The 21,384-nt window shown below is 52.0% G+C and carries 16 protein-coding genes and 2 pseudogenes; 9 read left to right on the top strand and 9 right to left on the bottom strand.

The annotated features are described in order from the left end of the window. The first annotated feature begins 106 nt into the window (after positions 1–106). Positions 107–1,508: pseudogene (clcA, locus tag O3W44_RS01335) on the top strand (H(+)/Cl(-) exchange transporter ClcA). Here the strand turns inward: clcA and O3W44_RS01330 are convergent. From O3W44_RS01330 to O3W44_RS01320, 3 genes are all read right to left on the bottom strand, one after another. Next, positions 1,505–2,704, bottom strand: coding sequence for a CynX/NimT family MFS transporter (locus O3W44_RS01330; RefSeq protein WP_269291687.1), 1,200 nt, complete (start codon positions 2,702–2,704; stop codon positions 1,505–1,507). The pseudogene clcA and the gene O3W44_RS01330 overlap by 4 nt on opposite strands. 549 nt (positions 2,705–3,253) lie before the next feature. After that, complete coding sequence (locus O3W44_RS01325) at positions 3,254–3,427, bottom strand: GhoT/OrtT family toxin (RefSeq protein ID WP_269291686.1); 174 nt, start codon at positions 3,425–3,427, stop codon at positions 3,254–3,256. Positions 3,428–3,723: 296 nt separating this feature from the next. Beyond that, positions 3,724–4,734: a LacI family DNA-binding transcriptional regulator gene (locus tag O3W44_RS01320; protein WP_269291685.1), complete on the bottom strand. Its 1,011-nt coding sequence runs from the start codon at positions 4,732–4,734 to the stop codon at positions 3,724–3,726. Positions 4,735–5,197: 463 nt separating this feature from the next. Between O3W44_RS01320 and O3W44_RS01315 the strand changes: the two genes are divergently transcribed. From O3W44_RS01315 to O3W44_RS01305, 3 genes are read left to right on the top strand one after another with little or no spacing between them, the layout of a single operon-like run. Then, entirely contained in the window at positions 5,198–6,121 is a 924-nt protein-coding gene (locus O3W44_RS01315) for a substrate-binding domain-containing protein (protein ID WP_269291684.1), read from the top strand. A gap of 47 nt (positions 6,122–6,168) precedes the next feature. Next, on the top strand, positions 6,169–7,347 hold the full coding sequence (locus O3W44_RS01310; protein WP_269291734.1) for a Gfo/Idh/MocA family protein: 1,179 nt from the start codon (positions 6,169–6,171) through the stop codon (positions 7,345–7,347). Between the two features lie 59 nt (positions 7,348–7,406). Then, complete coding sequence (locus O3W44_RS01305) at positions 7,407–8,297, top strand: sugar phosphate isomerase/epimerase family protein (protein WP_269291683.1); 891 nt, start codon at positions 7,407–7,409, stop codon at positions 8,295–8,297. Positions 8,298–8,412: 115 nt separating this feature from the next. Here O3W44_RS01305 and O3W44_RS01300 read toward each other — a convergent pair whose 3' ends face one another. Genes O3W44_RS01300 through O3W44_RS01290 form a run of 3 tightly spaced genes read right to left on the bottom strand, consistent with a single transcriptional unit; the run spans position 8,413 to position 9,625 of the window. Further along, the gene (locus tag O3W44_RS01300; RefSeq protein WP_269291682.1) at positions 8,413–8,619 is read right to left on the bottom strand and encodes a hypothetical protein; all 207 of its coding nucleotides are present in this window, start codon (positions 8,617–8,619) and stop codon (positions 8,413–8,415) included. Further along, on the bottom strand, positions 8,616–8,924 hold the full coding sequence (locus O3W44_RS01295) for a hypothetical protein (protein WP_269291681.1): 309 nt from the start codon (positions 8,922–8,924) through the stop codon (positions 8,616–8,618). The genes O3W44_RS01300 and O3W44_RS01295 overlap by 4 nt, the downstream gene beginning before the upstream one ends. After that, positions 8,903–9,625, bottom strand: a complete 723-nt coding sequence (locus O3W44_RS01290; protein WP_269291680.1) for an alcohol dehydrogenase catalytic domain-containing protein — start codon at positions 9,623–9,625, stop codon at positions 8,903–8,905. Before O3W44_RS01290 ends, O3W44_RS01295 begins: the two co-directional genes overlap by 22 nt. A 381-nt stretch (positions 9,626–10,006) precedes the next feature. Here O3W44_RS01290 and fdhF point away from each other — a divergent pair. The 4 genes and pseudogenes from fdhF (at position 10,007) to O3W44_RS01270 (ending at position 15,684) form a co-directional block, all read left to right on the top strand. Then, positions 10,007–12,978, top strand: a pseudogene (fdhF, locus tag O3W44_RS01285) (formate dehydrogenase subunit alpha). Further along, positions 12,978–13,463: a DUF1641 domain-containing protein gene (locus O3W44_RS01280; RefSeq protein ID WP_269291679.1), complete on the top strand. Its 486-nt coding sequence runs from the start codon at positions 12,978–12,980 to the stop codon at positions 13,461–13,463. The pseudogene fdhF and the gene O3W44_RS01280 overlap by 1 nt, the downstream one beginning before the upstream one ends. Next, positions 13,456–14,829 (top strand): cytochrome ubiquinol oxidase subunit I, encoded by a 1,374-nt coding sequence (locus tag O3W44_RS01275; RefSeq protein WP_269291678.1) that lies wholly within the window; start codon positions 13,456–13,458, stop codon positions 14,827–14,829. The genes O3W44_RS01280 and O3W44_RS01275 overlap by 8 nt, the downstream gene beginning before the upstream one ends. Positions 14,830–14,835: 6 nt before the next feature. Then, complete coding sequence (locus O3W44_RS01270; protein WP_269291677.1) at positions 14,836–15,684, top strand: cytochrome d ubiquinol oxidase subunit II; 849 nt, start codon at positions 14,836–14,838, stop codon at positions 15,682–15,684. Positions 15,685–15,800: 116 nt separating this feature from the next. Here the strand turns inward: O3W44_RS01270 and O3W44_RS01265 are convergent, their stop codons facing one another. Continuing rightward, a complete protein-coding gene (locus tag O3W44_RS01265) occupies positions 15,801–16,940 on the bottom strand; it encodes an iron-containing alcohol dehydrogenase (protein ID WP_269291676.1) in 1,140 nt (379 codons plus the stop codon). A 292-nt stretch (positions 16,941–17,232) separates the two neighbouring features. On the opposite strand from O3W44_RS01265, the gene O3W44_RS01260 reads away from it, so the two are divergent. Continuing rightward, positions 17,233–18,879 (top strand): dihydroxyacetone kinase subunit DhaK, encoded by a 1,647-nt coding sequence (locus O3W44_RS01260; protein WP_269291675.1) that lies wholly within the window; start codon positions 17,233–17,235, stop codon positions 18,877–18,879. Positions 18,880–18,925: 46 nt separating this feature from the next. On the opposite strand, the gene O3W44_RS01255 is transcribed toward O3W44_RS01260, so the two are convergent. Continuing rightward, a complete protein-coding gene (locus tag O3W44_RS01255; RefSeq protein WP_269291674.1) occupies positions 18,926–20,452 on the bottom strand; it encodes an amino acid ABC transporter permease/ATP-binding protein in 1,527 nt (508 codons plus the stop codon). Between the two features lie 23 nt (positions 20,453–20,475). Then, positions 20,476–21,303, bottom strand: a complete 828-nt coding sequence (locus tag O3W44_RS01250) for an ABC transporter substrate-binding protein (RefSeq protein WP_269291673.1) — start codon at positions 21,301–21,303, stop codon at positions 20,476–20,478. Positions 21,304–21,384 lie beyond the last annotated feature (81 nt).

The following is a 21,384-nucleotide window of genomic DNA, read 5'->3' as shown; positions in this document are numbered from 1 at the left end:
TAAAATCCCGAGACGATTAAGGCTGGGGATCGGAGGCGAAATGCGGTAACCTCTGGATTTCTTTTGCTTTGTCAGACGCGATTACGCGAAATTATTGAGGTTTGGCATGTTTTCTCACTCTGCTTCTGCTGAGCCAGGCGCCGCTGTTCGGGCTGGTCGTCTGCAACTTCTTCAACGCCTGATTCACCGTGACAAAACACCGGTTGCGATTTTGTTTCTTGCTGCGCTGGTCGGCATTCTCACAGGCCTGGTGGCAGTTGCCTTTGATAAAGCCGTTAACTGGGTGATTGATCAGCGCCTGAGCGGATTAGCAAATCTCGGCGAGCCTGGGCTTCTCTATGGCGTATGCGCTTTCTTCGCCTCTGCATTTTTAGCCGCGATTGGCTACTTTTTAGTGCGCCGCTTTGCGCCTGAAGCAGGGGATCGGGGATCCCGGAAATCGAAGGGGCGCTGGAAGAGCTGCGCCCGGTACGCTGGTGGCGCGTGTTACCGGTGAAGTTTTTTGGCGGGTTAGGTGCGCTGGGATCGGGGATGGTGTTAGGGCGGGAAGGCCCAACGGTGCAAATTGGCGGCAATCTGGGACGCATGTGCCTGGATATCTTCCGTATACGTTCGTCCGAATCACGGCATACCATTTTGGCAACCGGCGCAGCAGCCGGGTTATCAGCTGCCTTTAACGCGCCGCTGGCAGGCATTTTGTTCATCATTGAGGAGATGCGGCCCCAGTTCCGCTACAGCTTGATTTCAATCAAGGCCGTGTTCGTCGGGGTGATTATGTCGAGCATTGTGTTTCGCCTGCTAATTGGCAACGAAGCCATTATCAATATTGGCGTGTTAAAAGACGCACCGACGCAAACATTATGGCTTTACCTGGTGCTTGGCATTATCTTTGGCGGCTGTGGTGTCGCGTTTAACCGGTTGATTTTTGCCATGCAGGATCTGTTTCAGAAACTGCATAAAGGGCGCATAACGCGCTGGGTTATTGGCGGAGCCTTGTTAGGGGATTGTGTGGCGTATTGGGCATGGTGGTGCCGCAGGCTGTCAACGGCGGCATTAGTCTGATCCCCGATTTTTCAGCCGGGAACTATACGGCGATGGCGCTGTTTTTACTGTTCGCGCTGCGCGTTGTTATTACACTGGCCTGCTTTGCTTCCGGTGCGCCTGGCGGTATTTTTGCGCCCATGCTTACGCTCGGCACGCTATTTGGCACCTGCTTTGGTCAAATTTGTGCAGTGCTGTTTCCGCACTATCAGCTGGAAGCCGCCACTTTTGCGGTGGCGGGAATGGGGGCACTGTTTGCCGCATCGGTGCGTGCGCCCCTGACCGGAATTGTGCTGGTGCTGGAAATGACCAACAATTATCAACTCATCCTGCCAATGATTATTACCTGCCTTGGCGCAACGCTGGCAGCGCAATTCTTTGGCGGTACGCCGCTTTACTCATCCTTGCTGGCGCGCACGCTGGCAAAAGAGCAAAAGATCGATCCCGATGCGGTGGTGAAAAACTAGATCTGCTTCGCGCTGCCTGCCAGCGGCGCGAGCAACATCTGGATAAAACTCAGCCCCACCAGCACCGTGAACGGCACTGTCCAGTTGCCGCTCTGGTCATGCAAAACACCAAAAAACAGCGGACCGAGCGCCGCTAAACCGTAACCCACACATTGGGCCATGCCGGATAACTGTGACGCCTGACGATGATGTCGGGCGCGCAGATTAAATAGCGACAGGCATAACACCAGTGACGCACCGGCGCCTAATCCAGCCAGCGACAGCCAGATAATGGCCAGTCGTGGCTGAATCAGTAATCCCAGCATGCCGAGGAAAATGGCCGATGAAGCAATGAAAGCAGTTAGCCTGGCGTCACGCACTTTCCTGAGCACTACCATGCAACCTAAGTTGGCAATGATCGCCACAGCCTGATACCAAAACAGCAACCAGCCTGCCTGAGCCTGACTAAAATCATTGGTTTGTGCGTACGGCGTGAACCAGTCAATCAAGGTGTAAAACGCCAGCGATTGCAGCGACATAAAGAGGGCCACTTGCCAGCCAGTCAGGGTTCGCCAGGGATTGCGTGTCGGCACTGGCTGAGCCGTTGGCGCTTTCGCCTGTTGGCGGCGATGTCGCAGCAGCGGTAACCAGGCGATCAGGGCAATAATACCCGGCACCGCCCATACGCCAAGCGATAATCGCCATCCAGCCTCCGACAATTGCGTCAGCGGTACGGCAATGCCCGATGCCAGACTGGCGGTAATCGACATGGTGGCGGCATACAGCCCAATATATTTGGCGGTGTGATCGGTGAAATCGCGTTTTATGAGCGGCGGAAGCAACACATTTGCTGCTGCAATACCTGCACTCAGCATGAGCGTGCCTGACCACAGCGCGGTTTCACTGTTGCTCCAGCGAATTATTGTGCCAAAAGTGATCAGGGCTATTGCACCCCAAAGGCTGCGCTCCAGACCAATGCGATTGCCGAGCCAGGCTGCAACGGGTGCCAGAGCAGCAAATAAAATCAACGGAATAAAATTGAATAAACCCGCTGCGCTGGCGCTGAGGCCAAAGGTGAGGCGGATGTTTTCCAGCACTGGCCCCACCGCGGTAATGGGGGCACGCAGATTGGCGGCGGTTAGCAGCAAAACAAAAAGGAAAAATCCGGAACCAGAAATAAAAGAGGAATTTTTAGAAACGTGTTGAACAGGCGTCATTGTACACATCATCAAGTGCAGTGATCTGCAGGTGGTGCGTTGGTTGACGTTAACGCTTACGCATCAGAAATGATGTCTGCGCGCTACTCTAATGTTTGATTTAAACGGTGTAAAGTTTTGATAACCATTATGAACTCAGAACGGCTGCCCAGCGCAGTCAAAACAGGGACTGAAAAAAGCGTGACGCGGCTATTTTAGTCAAGGCCGGTGCCAGCAATCTGTCACCGGTTGACAGTGTCAGCGACAACGTGTGAAACCGTTAATCAGTGAAATTCCGGCTCAGGAAAATGGCCGCAATCATTTTGACTGCTGGCCGTATTTGGCTGACACGTTTGTTGACGTGTTTCGTCTTTTTGCACCGGTTTTTCCGGTCCCCAGGGAGAGCTACTACAGGCAGTTAAAACGGTGGTAAGCAATAACGGGATGAAAAAACGCATATCCGCTCCTTGACAGGTTTTTAGGCGAGCAAACAAACGTCGATGGTCAGTAAAGCATCCAGCAGACCAGAGGCGTATCGCTTAAGTGTGGTCTGTGAGTTAAAAATGTCAATTAAAACAGGGCAAACATCAGGGCAACCGGAAAGCTCATTGGCCAGGTCGCGCCAACCAAAAATGCACTCAGTAATTTAATACTTAATTTGTCTTTGGCGATAAAGAAGGTAATGAGTGCAGCGATGAAAGCGACAACAGCATAAAAAACCAGCATGTGTTGATAAAGCGTCATTCATTTCTCCGCAGCGTTAATAAGGTTTTCGCCGCGCATAATGCGAAATTTTGTGATCCAGATCAAGTGAAAAGCACCTGTCTGCCTGCCCTTTATTAACCACGCCAGACCATAAATACTGACTGGCTTAGCGCCTGCTTTTTCAGGCGATTTCAGCCTGAAATAGTGACAGCGAACAGCTGAAAAAGCCTGATATCGCTGGGTTAACGTCAGGGCAAACGCCTGGCGAACATTTCACGAAATTGCCGTGAAAAAGCTTTAAGCCGTAACGATAATTTTATCTTTCTTGCTGTGATTTACGGCTTCAGGTGGGAACGTCGAATACGCAATTCTCCCTGTTGCCACGCGTTGTCTGCTGCGGTTTGATGATCTATCAGACGGTTAATTGCCTCTGCCATGAGTTTGTCCAGACGCTGATTGTAGGTCGTAAGTTGCCAGCCCGGCGCAGCAGCCTCATCAATGTCATCGAAGCCCACCACGGCAATTCGTGTTGGTGGTGCGGTTTCACGTTGCGCTTCCAGCGCACCAAGCGCCAGAATGTCATTTTCACAAAACAGGGCGTCAATGCGTTCACTGGCTGGCGTTGCGACAAGGTAATTCTGCATGGCCCGGTAGCCTAACTGACGATCGTAGTGATCGGCGCTCAGAACAGTATCCAATGAAAAACCCTGCGCCTGTAATTCGTCGGCAAAACCTTCTTTGCGCTGGACAAAACCCTCAGCCGAGCTTGGCCCCTGCATATAACCGAAGCGTTGATGCCCCTGTTGCACCAGCAAACGCGCCATGACGCGACCCGCCTGATAACCATTGATCGTGACCACATCAAGATCTTTCCCAACCGTATTACGGCAAACCTGGACCAGCGGAACGTGATGCATATCTTCAGCAATGGCGATCAGCTCTTTGGTCAACGCGGTCGCCAGGAACAGAATGCCGTCAACCTGCAACTGATCGGCCAGAGACATGACTGAACGATAATTTTCACCGGTAATGTTCAGCATTAACGCCATGTAACCTCGTGCCTGGAGCTGGCGCGTCACTTCATCCAGCATCATCATGGAGTGTGGGTTTTTCAATTCGTCCATGACCACGCCGATAATACAGGTACGTTTTTTCGATAAGCTGCGCGCCAGCAAATTAGGCCGATAATCAAGCTCTTTGGCGACGGCTAACACTCTTTCTCGCGCTTTGTCTGAGATCGACGCGCCGGGCGTAAAAGCACGCGACACGGTCCATTTTGATACGCCTGCTTTAGCGGCGACATCGCTGGCGGTCGCTTTGTCGCGTTTACTTATTGCTTTGGTCATCTGCCTGCGTCCGAAGTTTTAATGAATATATTCAGCATTGAACGTGAAACGCTGGCGATAATAAACCGTTGTCATGATTGCCGTTTAACACGTTTTTCTCCTTAACATGCGGCGAGTATGTGTGATTTTTGCACCCGACTGCAAATCATTTTGCAATCGGGTGCAAAAAGAGGTTGTTTTGTGATCGGGTTGGTTTTTTTGATACGTCATCAATTGACTATTTTTTTGCCTGCGCCACATTCCTCTCTGCCTCACCCAGGAAGCGGGTGAACAGCGGTGTCGATGAGGGCAATTTTTGGATTTCTTTGCACCCGGTTGCAAAAGGGGTGTGACAACGCTGGGGCTGTTTTACTGAGCGGCAGGCGTTATCGACATGCGCGTGTCAGAGGCTGCGCAGGCAGTTGTGATGTCGCCATCCCGCGTAGCGGAATGAATTTCAGTTCTTACCCTACAGGATCCGATAATGAACAGAATGTTTCGTTTAATGCTGTTAATGGTGATGGCGTTCGCTGTCAGCGTGCAGGCCAAAACCTACCAGGTAGGGGTTGCGTTAGCCAACTTCGACCTAAATTTCGTCTCGATTTTGCGTACGCAAATGGTTCAGGAACTCAATACGCAAGGACTCAAAGGCCAGTTTTCTGATGCGAAAGGTGATGTCGCGCTGCAGGCGCAGCAGGTGGATGATTTTATCAATCAAGGTGTCGACGCCATTATCCTTAACCCGGTTGATACGCAGGGTGTGCAGTCCATGATCAATGCCGCCCGGCAAGCCAGTATTCCGTTGATTTTTGTTAACCGTAAACCCGAAGTTAAACTCAGCGGTGCCATGGCATACGTCGGCTCGGACTCGGCGTTAAGCGGCAAACTGCAAATGGAAGCACTGGCTAAACGCATGAACTATCGCGGCAACATCGCCATTTTAATGGGCGCACTTTCCAACGAAGAAGCCCGTGAACGCACTCGCGCCGTCGAAGAGATCATCGCTCAGCACAAGGATATGAAGGTTGTCGAGAAACAAACCGCGAAGTGGCAGCGCAATGAAGCCGTCGATGTCGTTTCCGCCTGGTTATTAAACGGTACGCCCATTGACGCCATTGTCGCGAACAATGATGAGATGGCGATTGGTGCCATCATGGCGCTGAATCAGGCGAAGAACAAAGATGTGCTGGTTGCGGGCATTGACGGAACCCCGGATGGGTTGCAATTCATAAAAAATGGCGAGATGGCGGTGACGATTTTTCAGGATGCAAAAGGGCAGGCAACAGGTGCGGTAAAGGTTGCACGTGAGATGCTGGATAAACAAAAAACTGAGGTTTACAACTGGATCCCATACGAGACGGTGACGCAAGAAAACTACACCAAATTTACTCAGCTCAACCAAAAATAAACTTTTTTACCCTACGAATGCACCCGAGTGCAAAATAAGGAGTGATGATGTTAAACGGTGAAAAACAGATCCCGCGTCCTTTACGCTGGGCCATGATTGGCGGCGGTCGCCTGAGTCAGGTGGGTTATAAACATCGTTCCGGCGCGTTACGTGACAATACGGCTTATCAACTGGTGGCGGGTGCGTTTGATACAGATGCTGAACGTGGCCGCGATTTTGGTATCAATCTCGGCTTAGCCCCTGAGCGTTGCTATGACAATTACCAGCAACTTTTAGCTGAAGAAGCAAAGCGTGAAGAGGGTACAGAAGTTGTTACGATAGCAACGCCGAACGGCACCCATTTTGAGATCACGCGGGCCGCACTGAATGCCGGTCTTCATGTGATATGCGAAAAGCCGCTGTTTTTCACCACAGCTGAAGCGCAGGAAATCAAAAGCCTGGCTGAATCGAAGGGGCTGATTGTTGGCGTAACCTATGGTTTTTCGGGCCATCCCTTACTCATGCAAATGCGCGCCATGATTGCCAAAGGCGAGATTGGCGATGTGCGCATGGTTGAATTGCAATATACCCACGGATTCAATGCAAACGACAGTGTCGACAAGTTCAGCGAGGCTCAAAAATGGCGGGTTGATCCAAACATTGCCGGCCCTAGTTTTGTTCTTGGCGATATCTCAACGCATACCTTTTATATCTCACAGCTTGTGCTGCCAGATCTCCCCATTAAAAGCCTGCTCTGCGATCGGCAAAGCTTCATTCCGTCTCGCGCACCGCTGGAAGATAACGCCATGGTGTTGATGCACTACGAAAGCGGTGCGGTGGGGCGCATGTGGGCATCGGCGATCAATGCCGGATCGATGGACAGCCAGAGTATTCGGGTTATCGGTTCCCGCGCCAGCCTCGAATGGAGCGACGCCACTCCCGGTGAGTTGAAATATGAAGTGCAGGGCCAGCCCAACCAGACGATGCATCACGGTATGCCTTACCTCGACGAAAGTGCGCTGGCAGATGAACGGCTTGGCGCATTACATACCGAGGGCCTGGCTGAGTCCTGGGCCAATATCTATCTCAAATTTGCCATTGCAATAAGTGCCCGCCAGCGCGGTGACAGTGAAACGCTAAATTCCCTGATCTATCCCGATATTAATGCCGGGCTGGAAGGGGTGCGTTGGATTGAAAACTGTGTGCGTTCTGCTAATAGCGGCGCAAGCTGGGTTAACTACGAGTAAGGAAACGCCATGAAGCTCTCTTTTGTACAGACAGTTTAGGTCACCTGCCGTTTGAACAGATGTTAGATAAACTCCTCGAATCCGGCGTGACGGGGGTAGAAATGACAACCGGAGGCTGGTCATCCGCGCCGCATGTGCCAACGGCTGCGCTGCTGGAAAGCGCCAGCAAACGGCAGCAGTTTTTGCAGGCGATTGAAAGCCGCGGCATGTCGATTGCAGCACTTAACGTATCAGGCAATCCCCTTGATCCGGGTGAGCTGGGTCAACGGCATAAGCAGGATACGGAAGATACCCTCATGCTGGCGGGTCAGCTTGGCGTAAAGAAAATTGTTATGATGAGCGGATTGCCACCTGCCAGCCCGCACGACACCATCCCCAACTGGATTACGTCTACCGTAAGCTGGCCACCCACGCTTAAAAACTGCCTCGATTATCAATGGAATGAAGTCGCCATTCCTTACTGGCACGCTTTGGTTGAACGCGCCCGCAGCCAGGGCGTGGAAAAGTTTGCGCTGGAAAACTTCAGCTCAATGCTGGTGTGGAATCCCGAAACGCTTTTTCGTCTGCGTAATGCGGTAGGGCCGATGGTGGGATTAAACCTTGATCCGAGCCATTTGATCTGGATGGGCGGCGATCCCATAGCGGCTGCCCGTGCGCTGGGGCCTGCCATTCATCATGTTCACGGTAAGGATGTGCGGCTGGAGCGCGGGCTGGTGGATATTAATGGCCTGCTGGAAACCAAACCGATTGAGGATGTGGCTAACCGGACCTGGAATTATGTTGCGGTGGGATGCGGTCAGGATCTGCAATGGTGGAAAGCGTTTTTCTCCGTGGTGCGCATGATGGGCTATAACGACTGGGTATCACTGGAGATGGAAGATCTGACCATGTCGGTCGACGCGGGCGTGTCGTCATCCATTGCGGCATTACAACAAACGATCAGTCAGTAAATTAACAGTGCGCCTGCGGGCGCGCTGTTAAGCAGCGGTAAGGGCTTTCACTTTCTTTTTTACAAGCCTGCGTGGAGCTGTGCATGTCCCGCCTCGTCAGGCGGGACAGCTAACATCAAGCCTGCGGCTCAAGCTCGGTTTTGATCCAGCCTGGCTCACGTTTATCAAACGCTTCATAAGCATCAATCACATTGCTCATCGGCTCTACGTTAGTCAGCACTTTCACCGGATCGATCACGCCACTGCGTGTTAATTCCAGCAGATGCGGAATAAGGGTGTGGTGATTACAGTTACCCATCTTCATGGTCAGGTTCTTATTCATTGCCTGACCAATAGGGAAGGTCTCCGCAGCAGGGGATAAACACCAATAATGCTCAGGCGGCCCGCTTTTTTCAGGCTTGAAATTGCCCACTCCAGCGCCTGAGTTGGCGCATCACCCGGCACCCAGTTGCCGTTCTGTGGGTTGGTTTCCGGTGCCACCTGCTGCACTTCCTGTTCGAATTTATCCGCTTTTTGCTCAGCTTCTTCACTGGCAGGACCATGATGCGCATGCTGGCTGTCAACGCCGACTGCATCAATAGCGCAGTCCGCACCGGTGCCACCGGTTAACTTTTTGATGGCAGACACCGGATCTTCTTGCTCAAAGTTAACCGTAAATGCCCCCGGCGACGTGCCATAGACAGGCGATCTTCGTGACAATCAACCGCGATAACCCGCGCAGCACCCATCAACAGCGCGCTGGCAACAGTAAACTGCCCCACCGGTCCGCAACCGAAAACCACAACGATATCGCCGCGACTGATCTCTGCTAATTCCGCGCCAAACCATGCGGTAGGAAAAATATCACTGATCAAAATTGCCTGCTCATCGCTGACGCCATCGGGAATTTTAACCAGAGTATTGGCGGCATAAGGAATACGCGCTTTTTCTGCCTGGAGACCATTTACAGGGCCGGTAGCTTGTGGTCCGCCAAAGAAACAGGTGCCCGCTTCCGGGCCGTTAGGGTTGGCATTATCACATTGTGCAGTATGCCCGGCACGGCAAGGCGGACAGACACCGCAGGAAATGGTAGAGCAGACGACAACGCGATCGCCGGGACTAAAATTACGGACTTCATCACCCAGGCTTTCAATGATCCCGACACCTTCATGGCCTAAAATAGTGCCAGGCTGCATTGGATTAAACGTGCCACGGACAAAATGTAAATCAGTACCGCAGATAGCCGAGGCAGTTAATTTAATCACTGCATCGGTGGGTTGTTCAATTTTGGGATCGGGAACATTATCTAATCGAATATCGCCTACAGCGTGCCAGACCAGTGCTCGCATATTTCCTCCGGTAAGTTTAAATTGCGTGATGATATAAATTTTCTAAACACGACTCAGTATAGAACTGAACTGAAATGTTATTTTCAGCCAAGGGAAAAATCTGAATGCCCGGCCTTTTGTTCACGATAAATTAATTGTTAATAAATATAAACATAGTGAATTTGAAACGTCTTAAATATTATCTCATTGAAAGTAAACATAAAAATAAGATGCTATTAAGCGTGGCGCAATGAGAGTTACTGGCGGGTCTGTTTTATACACTAAATAAGCGCAGCGGGGAGAATTGCAGATTGGTTAATAACCGCTATCCTCAAAGACATAACTTTACAATAAATAAATCTCAGCAGGACGCTGAATGCAATGTCGTAAACGAGGCGGAATATGAGTGAGCAAACCTGCACCATTATTTATAATGGCGAAGCGTTAAGTGGAGCCGCGAACCAACCTTTAATAGACTTTCTTGATAACCACGGAAAAAAACTTCCCCACGTTTGCTACCATCCGGCGTTACCTCCGCTGGAAACCTGCGATGTCTGTTGGGTTGAAGTGGACGGCAAACCGGTACGCGGCTGTACGTTAACGACTCAGGAGGGATTAAATGTTAACAGCCAGAGCGCAACGTCACGTGCGGCACAACAAGAGGGTATGGATCGTGTTTTAAATCGTCATGAACTCTATTGTACAGTTTGTGAACATAACACGGGTGACTGCACACTACACAATGCTGTGGCTGACATGCATATCCCTATTCAGTATTACCCTTACGAACGTAAGCCCAGCGAGAAAGATCACTCTAATCCGTTTTATACCTACGATCCTGACCAGTGCATTTTATGTGGTCGCTGCGTTGAAGCCTGTCAAAACGTTGAAGTAAACGAAACACTGTCGATTGATTACACCGCAGAGCATCCGCGCGTGTTATGGGATGGCGGCACGCAAATTGCCGGTTCCAGTTGCGTGAGCTGCGGCCACTGCGTCACGGTATGTCCCTGTAATGCACTGCTGGAAAAAACCATGCAGCCCGATGCCGGACCGTTTACCGCCATGCCGGAAAAAGTAAAACGCCCAATGATCGATTTTGTCAAAGCGTTGGAAAACAGCATCAGTATGGAGCCGATTACGGCGATTTCGGTTATTGATACCGCGTTACGCAAGGCAGAAATCAAAAAAACCAAAACCGTTTGCACCTATTGCGGCGTGGGGTGCAGCTTCGAAATCTGGACCCGAGACCGGCATATTTTGAAAGTGCAGCCTGTGGCAGAAGCGCCTGCAAATGGCATTTCAACCTGTATCAAAGGCAAGTTTGGCTGGGATTTTGTAAACAGTCCAAAACGACTGACAACCCCGCTGATCCGTGAGAACGGACGATTTCGTCCTGCCAGTTGGGAAGAAGCGTTGGATCGGGTTGCCCTGGGATTACGCACCGTTGCCAGCCAATATGGTGGCGATGCGATTGGCTTTATCGGTTCAAGCAAAGCCAGCAATGAAGAAGCTTATCTGACGCAAAAAATTGCCCGACTGATCTTCGGCACCAATAACGTCGATAACTCCTCACGCTATTGCCAAAACCCGGCCACTCAGGGCTTGTTCCGTACCGTAGGATACGGCGGTGACGCAGGCACCATTAAGGATCTTCAGAAAGCTGAGCTGATTGTCATTGTTGGCAGTAATCTGTCAGAAAACCATCCTGTTATTGCCTCACACATCAAGCAGAGCCATAAACACCACGGCCAAAAGCTGCTGGTAGTGGATCCGCGACGCCATGAGATGGCGGAGCGCGCCGACTGTTACTTACGTGTTAAGCCGGGCACGGATATGGTCTGGGCCTCGGCAATGGCTCGCTATATGTTTGATCACGGCTATGCCGATGAAAAATTTCTGGCTGAACGGGTGATTCAGGTCGAGGCGTATCGCGCCTCGCTGGCCCCTTTCACCCTTGAATTCGCCAGCGAAATAACCGGCCTGAGCGTTGAAGAACTCACGGTTGCCGCTGAAATGATCGGTAAGGCAGGCAGCGTTTGTCTGTTATGGGCTATGGGTATCACCCAACACAGCCACGGCGCGGATACCAGTACGGCGCTCTCTAACTTATTGCTGGTCACTGGCAACTACGGGCGTCCTGGGACTGGCGGCTACCCGATGCGCGGTCATAACAACGTGCAGGGTGCCAGCGATTTTGGCTGCCTCAGTAACATTTATCCGGGCTATGGCAAAGTGACCGATCACGCGGAACGGGCAAAATGGGCGAAAGCCTGGGGCGTTGATCCCGAGGCGCTGTCCGATAAGGTTGGCTCGGATAATTTCCAGATGGTTGAGCATGCATATGAAAAAAGATCCGCGCCATGTACATCATCGGAGAAGAGACGGCTTTTTCAGATGCCGATTCCACCAAAGTGCATGAAGCCTTTTCCGGGCTGGATTTTATGGTGGTGCAGGATATCTTCATGAGCCGCACGGCTGAATTTGCCGATGTGGTATTGCCCGGCTGCCCAAACGTGGAAAAAGAGGGCACCTACGTGAATACCGAGCGGCGTATTCAGCATTTTTCACCAGCGATGCCGCCGCTGGGTGACAGTCGCCCGGACTGGAAAATTTTAATGGATCTGGCCGCGCGGCTTGGGCATCCGTGGCGCTATCCTAATCCCGGCGCCATTATGGCTGAAGTGGCCAGCGTCGCTGAAATCTTTGCTGGCGTCAGCTATGAAATGCTGGTGGGCTGGCAATCGCAGATATGGCCGGTTAATGCCGATGGCAGCAGCACACCGCTGTTATATACCGAAAAATTTCACTTTCCTGACGGCAAAGCCCGCCTCTGCCCGCTGGAATGGAAGCCGCCAGCGGAACAGGAGGACAGTGAATACGATCTGTTACTCAACAATGGCCGCATGCTGGAACATTTTCAGTCAACCAATCAAACCGGGCAGGGCGGGCGCATCTATTCACTCTCACCCAACTGGTTTGTTGAGATTTCACCGCAGTTGGCTATTGAGCGCCAGTTAACAGAAGGCGACTGGGTGGCGATTACTTCGCGCCGTGGCGAGCTTGAGGTGCCGGTAGTGATTACGCAGCGGGTGCAGGGCAATGTCTTATGGATCCCTATTCATCATGGCAAACCCGGTGTGAATGGCCTGACTGGCGATCACCACGATCCTGACGTGAACACTCCGGCTTATAAAGAGATCGCGGTAAAGCTGCGCAAGCTCGAGCGTCCACGCCAGCCTAATCCGCTGCCTGAGCATAATTTCCGCTATGGTCAGCGCACACCGCTGGATCATTTACCCGTCGAAGATAAATGGCAGCAACCGGGCTATAAACAACCCCCTGCTCACGTAGAACACCCGGAGAAATTTTAATGGCTGAACGTATAAATTACGATGTGCCGCCTACGCGCACGGAACCGACCGCGAAAGAATCACTGGATAGCCTGCTTGAAAGTCTGCATGAGCACGGGTTTATACGGCTGGCTAACGATCTGGTTAAAGCCAACAGCGATATTGGTAAAATTCTGGTAGAGGGCCTTAACCGGCCCGGATCGCAGAATGCGATTCAGAATCTGTCATTGCTGATAATGGCTCTGGGCACGATTCCACCCGATCGCTTTAATCATATGATCATGGCTTTACGGGCCGGCTTAATGGCGCTGAAGCCCGCCAGTGAGCAAACACAGCAGCAAACGGCCGCGCCGGGGATCACAGGCGTGATGTCACTGCTCAAAGATGAAGCATTATGGCAAAGCCTGCGGCCACTGTTTGCCGGAATGGAAGCCTTCTCCAGAGAATTACAGCGTGAAGAGGAGCCACCGGTAACACGATACAGCGGAAAACCTACTCATGAATGACAGTGACTGGGTACTGCTGCTGTCGCGGGGTCAGTTTGCCGTCACGATGGGCATGCATATCACGCTGGCCGCTCTGACGCTCGGCCTCGCGCCTTTTTTGGTCTGGTTTGAGGCGCGCTGGCTGTGGGGAAAGCAGCCTGGCGCACGTGAAGCATTGCATTTTTGGTTAAAAATTTTTGCCTTAACTGTCGCAATAGGTGCAGTGTCAGGCGTGGTAATGGAGTTTCAGTTCGGCACTAACTGGGCGCCTTTTTCGCAACAGGTGGGCGGAATTATTGGCCCGCTGCTTTTTTATGAGGTGCTGATTGCCTTTTTCCTTGAATCTGCTCTGACAGGCGTCATGCTGTTCGGCATGGGACGGATACGTCCCGGCCTTCACTTTGCCGTCACCTGTATGGTGGCATTTGGCGCGTTTCTTAGCGCCTTCTGGATACTTGCTGCAAACTCCTGGATGCAGACTCCGATCGATTTCACGCGCGATGATGCGGGTGTTTTCCATCCCAATAGCGCAATGACGTTGCTGTCTGCACCCTCTTTTCCCTGGCGCTTCGCGCATATGCTGCTGGCAACGCTCGTTGCGGTAGCTTTCATGCTTGCGGGTGTTGCAGCATGGCGCGTGCTTCACCGACCCCAGGAAGCGGCGGCTAAATTTATGCTAACCAGCGCCATCACCTTTTGCCTGTTTGCTGTTCCACTGCAAATTGTGCTTGGTGATTTACACGGTGAAAATACGCTGCGTTATCAGCCAGCCAAACTGGCGGCAATAGAAGGGGGCTGGAGGCCACCTGCGCCTGGCGAGGGGGAGCCACTCAGGCTGTTTGCGATACCCGATCAGCAAATGCAGCGTAATCATGCAGAAATTGCCATCCCCAACGTCGGATCGCTCTATTTACGTCACAATCTTTCCGGACACATCAAAAGCCTGAGTGAGTTCCCGGCTGATACCTTGCCGCCCGTGTTAGCGGTGTTTTTTGCGTTTCGCGTTATGGTGGGACTGGGTTTACTGATGTTGCTCTTCAGCGTGGCTGCGAATGTGCAACGCTGGCGTGGCAAGCTATTCAATGGCAGGCGCTTGCTTTGGGGGCTGGTATGGATGTCACCCAGCGGCTTTGTGGCCATGCTGGCAGGCTGGTGCGTCACAGAATGGGGCCGTCAGCCCTGGACGGTTTATGGTCTGCTGCGCACGGCGCAAAGCGTTTCGCCGCTGCCGCTGAGCTGGATGATAGCGTCAGTGACAGGCGTGCTGTTGGTCTACATTCTCAGCTTTGCGCTTGGCCTGCGTTATTTGCTCCGCTATATCAATTCGCCGCTGCCACAGGAACCCGAGGTGGTCGCCAGCATGTTAAAAACGTCTTCATCGGGATAAGTGATCATGGAACTCGCCGATCTTTCCGCGCTGACTTTGCTGTTTACGCTGTTGATGTATATCTGGCTGGATGGGGCCGACCTGGGTGTTGGCATGCTGTTTTTTTGGTTCCGTGATGAACAACAGAAACAGCGTATGGTGCACAGCATTTTGCCGGTCTGGGATGCTAACGAAACCTGGCTGGTATTACTGGCGGGCGGGATGCTGGCACTTTTTCCGGCAGCTTACAGTAAATTGTTCAGCGTGCTCTATCTGCCGGTGTTTGTCATGCTGCTTTGCCTGTTTATTCGGGCGCTGGCACTGGAGTACCGCGTTCAGGCGGGGGGCAGTTTGCGGCGCTGGCTGGATAAATTATTGCCTTTTACCTCCGCCTGCGCGGCTTTTTGTCAGGGCTGGTGCGCGGGCATTGTGCTTGAAGGCCAGAGCTTGCTGGGATTCAGCCTCTATGCCCTGCTGTGTGGCTTAGGGTTGATGGTTATCTACCTGCTGCTCGGCTGTTGCTGGATCCGCTGGCGCATTGGTGAGCCGGTTGAGCTGCTGGCAAACGCCCTTACCTGGTTCTTCTGGGTTGTGGCGATAGTCCTGTTTTTGGCGCTGGTGTTGCTGAACCCCGATCCCTGGCGACAGGTCTGGAGTGGCGCAGGTAAAAGCGTTTGCCTGCTTATCGCCGCGTTATGGTTGATGTTGTTGTTTTCGCTGTATCGTTTTGGCCCACGGGTTCAGCTGGGCGTGACGCTGCTCTTAATTGCCGCCGTGCTGGCGGGCGTGGCCTGGGGAATTTATCCCTGGCTGATCCCCGGCAGCTTAATCTGCATGAAAGCGCGTCCAGTTCCGTTACGCAGGGATTTGTGCTGACCGGTGTGGCAGTAGTCATTCCAGTCACGCTGATTTATCACACCTGGTCATTTTGGGTATTTCACGGGCGGGTTAAATAGCGAAGGGGGCCGCCGCAGACTGGGCGGCACCTCCATTCAGTATTCGTGATACAGCACGATAATGTCCTGCAATTCAGGCTGGCGGGGATTTCCCGCCGTCGCTGCATCGTTAAGCGCGGATTGTGCCAAAAGTGGAATGTCCTGCTCGCGTAATCCGGCCTGTTTTAAAGATGAGGGGATACCTACATCGCGACACAGTTGTTTTACGGCATCGACTGCGGCCAGGCGGGCCAGATCGATTGACACAATATCTGCATGCGATACCCCCATAACGCGGGCGATGTCCCGATATTTATCCCCGGTATAAGGCGCATTCCAGGCCATTACGCGGGGCAATAAAATGGCGTGCGCCAGACCTTCTGGCAAATTATAAAATTCGGTTAAAGGATGCGCCATGCCGTGAACCAGCCCCAGACTTTGCTCAGCAAATCCCATGCCGGAAATATACTGGCCCAGCGCCATTTGTTCGAGGGCGTCTATATCACTTGTCACGGCATCCCGCAGTGACTGACTAATAATTTTGATCGCTTTGAGATGCAGCATATCAGAGACCGCCCAGGCATCGCGGGTGAGGTAGCCTTCTATCGCCTGCGCCAGCGCACCCATTGCCGTTGCGATTTTCAGTGCCAGCGGCAGGCTGGCCATGATTTCTGCGTCCATAATCGCGACTTTTGGTGTGTTATGGCGAGTGGCACAGACAAATTTGCATTCAGTGTCTTCATCGGAAATAACGTAACTCATGGTGACTTCAGCCGAAATGCCAGCCGTGGTGGGAATAGCAATAATATGGGTTGCCGGGCTGGCGTTGTCTGCATGGTTATCCGTTTGACGGTTGTGCTGGTGAGTAATCAGCGAGCGAAGGGCGTTGGTGGTTTCCTGCACCGCTTTACCCCCAATCGCAATCAGGTAATCAGCAGCAGACTGCTGAAATGCGGCAACACCGTGCGCAAGGCTATCGCAGGTCAGATGCGCTACCGTTGCGTGGCACAGTGACCAGGGTAAAGCGTGAGCATCCATAAATTCTGTTACACGCCGCAGCGTAACCGCAGCCAGTGGCGTTTTATCCGTTACGATAAAAGCTTTATGCACACCACGTTGCGCAATTTCTTGCGGTAAAAGACGTAAAGCACCGGCACCGAACCATGCGGTTTCATTCATTATTTTTTGTTGGGTCATCTAAATAGCCTGGGTAGCAAAAAGAGCCGATACCATCATTCATGAAGTAAGATAAATCTCGTTTATTCTTCAATATTCCTTAAATTAAGAATTGATTATTATCAACAAAGTGTTGAATTCAGCTGAGGTAAGGCATTTTTTGCTCATTACTCATGATACTGACTGCGTAGTGCTGCATGCCTTTAAGGCATTAACCTGAATTTCTTTGTTTTTGCCCACACCAGACAGCTCCATGTGCAACACTTCTTCATCATGCATTTGACATCGCATCAATCAGAGGAGGAACAGACCTGTGGCTAAGTTCATGATGAATAGCAAAGAAGATCTTGTTGCGGATGCGCTGGACGGCATCATTTACGCCAATCCGTGGCGTAATCTGGTGCGGCTGGACGTCGATCCCTGGATTCGTATTGTGATGCGTAACGACTGGCATAAGCAGCAGGTGGCGCTTATTTCCGGAGGAGGTTCTGGCCATGAACCGGCCCACGTTGGCTTTATTGGCAAAGGTATGCTGACAGCCGCCGTCTGCGGTGAGCTCTTTGCTTCACCCAGCGTAGAGGCGGTGTACAACGCTATCGTTAACGTAACCGGCGATGCAGGGTGTTTGCTTATTGTTAAAAACTACACCGGTGACAGACTCAATTTTGGTTTAGCGGCCGAAAAAGCGCGCAAAGCAGGGTTTAACGTCAATATGGTTATCGTTGGCGATGACGTCGCGCTGCCTGAAAATCCGCAACCGCGGGGCGTGGCTGGCACCCTGTTAGTGCACAAAATTGCCGGCTATGTTGCCGAACGGGGTGATGATCTGGCCGCGGTAACTGAAGCCGCTGAAGCAGCGAATCGCGCGCTGAGCACCATGGGCGTGGCAATGTCGGGTTGCCATATGCCAGGCGAAGAGGCTAAAGAGCGGGTGCCTGAAGGCAGTGTAGAGATGGGATTGGGTATTCACGGCGAACCTGGCGTAGAGGTTATAAAGATGCAAAGCAGCCAGCAAATTGCCCAACAGCTGCTGGAAAGCGTGCTGGATAGCCGGAATTCACAGCAGCCTTATGCGCTGTTAATCAACAACCTTGGTGGAATGTCCGCGCTGGAAATGAATCTGATTACACGTGATGTAGTTGCGTCACCGCTGAGTCAACATGTTCAGTATGTGATCGGCCCCGCTGCGATGATGACCGCACTGGATATGAAAGGTTACTCTGTCACGGCACTGGCATTAACGCCGTTATTTGAAGAAGCGATCTGCGCACCCGTTGAAGTCACAGGCTGGTCCAGAGCGGTGAAACCTGAAGCATTAAAACCCCAAAAAGCGGAAAAGCAGGCCAGCGACATCACCACAACGCCCTCTGACAACCCCGCAGTGGCGCGCATCGTCAAAGCGATTTGTGAAACATTAATCGCGAATGAAAATGATCTGAATAAGCTGGATGCGCAGGTGGGTGATGGCGATACCGGCTCTACTTTTGCATCAGGCGCGCGCCAGATCCTTAAGGAATGCCAGGAAAAAAGCCTGCCGTTTAACAGCTTACCGGATTTGTTTGCGGTGACGGGAGAACGTTTAGCAAACGTCATGGGTGGCTCAAGTGGCGTGTTAATGGCTATTTTCTTCACGGCGGCGGGTCAGAAATTAACGGAAAAAGCGCCGCTTGCTGCTGCTTTGCAGCAAGGGCTGGAGAAAATGATGCAGTACGGTGGCGCGCAGCCTGGCGATCGTACGTTGATCGATGCGTTACAACCCGCGATTGAAACCCTGCTAAACGGCGGCGATCTCGCTGCGGCCGCTGAGGCTGCACGTAAAGGCAGTGAAGCCACCGCGACCATGTCCAAAGCGAAAGCGGGACGCTCCTCCTATCTTAATAGCGATAACTTAAAGGGAATCGAAGATCCCGGCTCGGTGGCGATTGCGCGGGTGTTTGCCGCACTGAAAGATCTGGGATAAAACCACAGACCTGCGACGCCTTTGCTGTGTCGCAGGTCCAGGTATATTAAGCCGGAGCCAAGTCTACATCCTTCAGGAAGGCGTTAACGCGGGGATGATCGCCATTACGCAGCGCCTGCGGCGTGTCATCGCAAACGACGCGCCCTTTTTCCATAAATACAATGCGATCGGAAACTTTAAAGGCAAAGTTCATCTCATGCGTCACGATGATCATAGTGATGCCTTCTTCTGCCAGATTCTCGATCACCTGCAACACTTCATTGACCTTTTCAGGATCGAGCGCCGAGGTCGGCTCATCAAACAGCATAATTTGTGGGCGCATCATCAGGGCGCGTGCGATGGCAACGCGCTGCTGCTGTCCGCCGGAAAGCTGATGAGGGTATTTGTAAGCATGTTCCAGCATGCCAACCTTTTGCAATAAAATGCATGCCTGATGCCTGAGTTCGCTCACCGGGGCTAAACGGTGATAACGCGGAGCCAGCAGCAGGTTGTGCATTACCGTCAGGTGAGGGAACAGGTTGAATCCCTGGAAAACCATGCCGATGTTAAGACGATGTTCGCTGTGCTCAATAAAACGAGGCTTCTGCGCGCCCTGCTGAAGAAGGCGAATAAATGGCTGACCATTAATGGCAATTTCACCGTTGTCGATTTGCTCCAGCCCGTTGAGTAAACGGATAAGCGTTGTTTTGCCTGATCCTGACGGCCCAATCACCGAGACCACTTCTCCCGATTTTACATTCAGGCTGACGGCACCCAGCACTTCCACATTGTTATAGGCCTTGTGCAATTTGGCTGCCTGAAGCGCCGGCGTGTCGGACACCGGTGCAGTGCGCGTAACCGCTGGCAGCGGCTGTGCCGCTAAGGCCAGCAATGCGGGATCGAGTGCGCGTGCTGTTTTGCGTTGGGAAACATCCAGCCAGCGTTCAAGGCGTTTTAACAGGAAATCGAATACCGTAATGATGAACACATAGTAAAACGCAACTGCCGCCATGGTTTCCATCACCAGGAAATTTTGTGAGTAGAGACGTTGGCCTACCATCAAAATCTCAGTCAGTGAAATGACCGACACCAGTGAACTGAGCTTGACGATAGAAATGTACTCATTCGCCAGCGAAGGCAGCGCCACGCGAATGGCCTGAGGGATCACCACCCGCCACTGAATACCTGCATAACGTAAGCCAAGCGCCCGGGCGGCTTCACGTTGTCCTTTATGAATCGACAACAGCCCACCGCGGTGAATTTCAGCAATATAGGCAGTTTCACTCAGTACCAGTGCTATCAATCCAGCCCAAAACGGATCGCTCAGTAACGCCGAAGAGGCGGGAAAAGCCTGCGGCAGGTTATAAACAAAAATTAACAGTACCAGCAGCGGCAAACTGCGAAACAGCCAGATATAGCCGCGCGCCGGTAATGAGAGCCAGGGGTGCGTCGCCTGTTTTCCTAACGCCAGCACAAAACCCAACACGATGCTGATGACCCAACTCAACAGACTCAGTTTGATTACTGTCCAGGTGGCCCACCAAAAGTCTGCATCCGTCAGCAGACTCAATAAATAGTTCCAGTCAAAAGTCATACGCACGCTCCTGGCCGCGAAAATTACTGTTTCAGCGCCTGAATATCAGCATCGTCCGGCTCTGCCAGAGAATATTTTTGCAACAGGGTCGCATACTGGCCGCTCGCTTTATAAGCTGCGATACCGTCGATTAACTGCTGTTTGAATTCAGGATTGGTTTTACTGACGCCCAGGCCAACCAGCACCGGATAAAGCAGCGTGTCGGAAGTCACCTCCAGTCTGCCTTTCATCTTCGCAACAACCTGACTGGCTACCGCTGCATCGGTCATTTGCACTTCTACGGCATGTGAAAGTAGTGCCTGGGTCGTTTGCGGATCGGTGGCGTATTCGCTTACCTGAATGGGTTTCAGTCCCTGTTTGACGCAATAGTCTGTAGAAAGGGTATGCAGTTTCTCCAGCCAGTAGGTTCCCTGCATGGAACCGACTTTATGTCCGCAAAGCTCCTCGGGCTTTTTCGGTTTGAAGCTGCTGCTGCTTAATGCAATCAGGGATTCGCCGGTTTTCAAATAGGGCACTAAATCGATAACTTTCTGGCGTTCCGGCGTGATGAACAGCGCGGAGGCAATCAGCTCAAAACGTTTTGCCTGTAAACCTGGGATCAGGCTGGTAAAACGGGTATCAACGTAGGTCGGCTGCAATTTCATGGCTGCCGCGACACCATTCATAAATTCGATATCAAAGCCTGCCGGGGTTTTACCTTCAAGGTATTCATACGGTGGGAACGTCAGGTCACTACCCACAGTCAGTTTTCCTGGATTCATAACCGCAGCATGGCTTAATGCTGCGCTTCCAAGCGCCAGCGTCAGTGTCAAACAGCGTGTCAGCTTTTTAATGTGCAGGTGTGAAAACATGTTTTTTCTCCGGTGTCGTTTTTTTTAGGCGTGCGTTAAAAATTTCATGGCTGAGTAAAGAATGAAATTCATATTTTCCGT

The organism is Pantoea sp. LMR881, assembly GCF_027157825.1.
Lineage (GTDB): Bacteria > Pseudomonadota > Gammaproteobacteria > Enterobacterales > Enterobacteriaceae > Pantoea > Pantoea haifensis.
The sequence above is the reverse complement of the archived record's forward strand: the minus strand, read 5'-3'. Positions and strand labels throughout refer to the sequence as shown.

Bases quoted from the DNA above. Each gene is read 5' to 3' on its own strand.
- O3W44_RS01330 (WP_269291687.1), bottom strand. From the start codon at position 2,704: ATGACGCCTGTTCAACACGTTTCTAAAAATTCCTCTTTTATTTCTGGT.
- O3W44_RS01325 (WP_269291686.1), bottom strand. From the start codon at position 3,427: ATGACGCTTTATCAACACATGCTGGTTTTTTATGCTGTTGTCGCTTTC.
- O3W44_RS01270 (WP_269291677.1), top strand. From the start codon at position 14,836: ATGGAACTCGCCGATCTTTCCGCGCTGACTTTGCTGTTTACGCTGTTG.
- O3W44_RS01305 (WP_269291683.1), top strand. From the start codon at position 7,407: ATGTTAGATAAACTCCTCGAATCCGGCGTGACGGGGGTAGAAATGACA.
- O3W44_RS01265 (WP_269291676.1), bottom strand. From the start codon at position 16,940: ATGACCCAACAAAAAATAATGAATGAAACCGCATGGTTCGGTGCCGGT.
- O3W44_RS01315 (WP_269291684.1), top strand. From the start codon at position 5,198: ATGAACAGAATGTTTCGTTTAATGCTGTTAATGGTGATGGCGTTCGCT.
- O3W44_RS01255 (WP_269291674.1), bottom strand. From the start codon at position 20,452: ATGACTTTTGACTGGAACTATTTATTGAGTCTGCTGACGGATGCAGAC.
- O3W44_RS01250 (WP_269291673.1), bottom strand. From the start codon at position 21,303: ATGTTTTCACACCTGCACATTAAAAAGCTGACACGCTGTTTGACACTG.
- O3W44_RS01300 (WP_269291682.1), bottom strand. From the start codon at position 8,619: ATGAATAAGAACCTGACCATGAAGATGGGTAACTGTAATCACCACACC.
- O3W44_RS01280 (WP_269291679.1), top strand. From the start codon at position 12,978: ATGGCTGAACGTATAAATTACGATGTGCCGCCTACGCGCACGGAACCG.
- O3W44_RS01320 (WP_269291685.1), bottom strand. From the start codon at position 4,734: ATGACCAAAGCAATAAGTAAACGCGACAAAGCGACCGCCAGCGATGTC.
- O3W44_RS01290 (WP_269291680.1), bottom strand. From the start codon at position 9,625: ATGCGAGCACTGGTCTGGCACGCTGTAGGCGATATTCGATTAGATAAT.
- O3W44_RS01275 (WP_269291678.1), top strand. From the start codon at position 13,456: ATGAATGACAGTGACTGGGTACTGCTGCTGTCGCGGGGTCAGTTTGCC.
- O3W44_RS01310 (WP_269291734.1), top strand. From the start codon at position 6,169: ATGTTAAACGGTGAAAAACAGATCCCGCGTCCTTTACGCTGGGCCATG.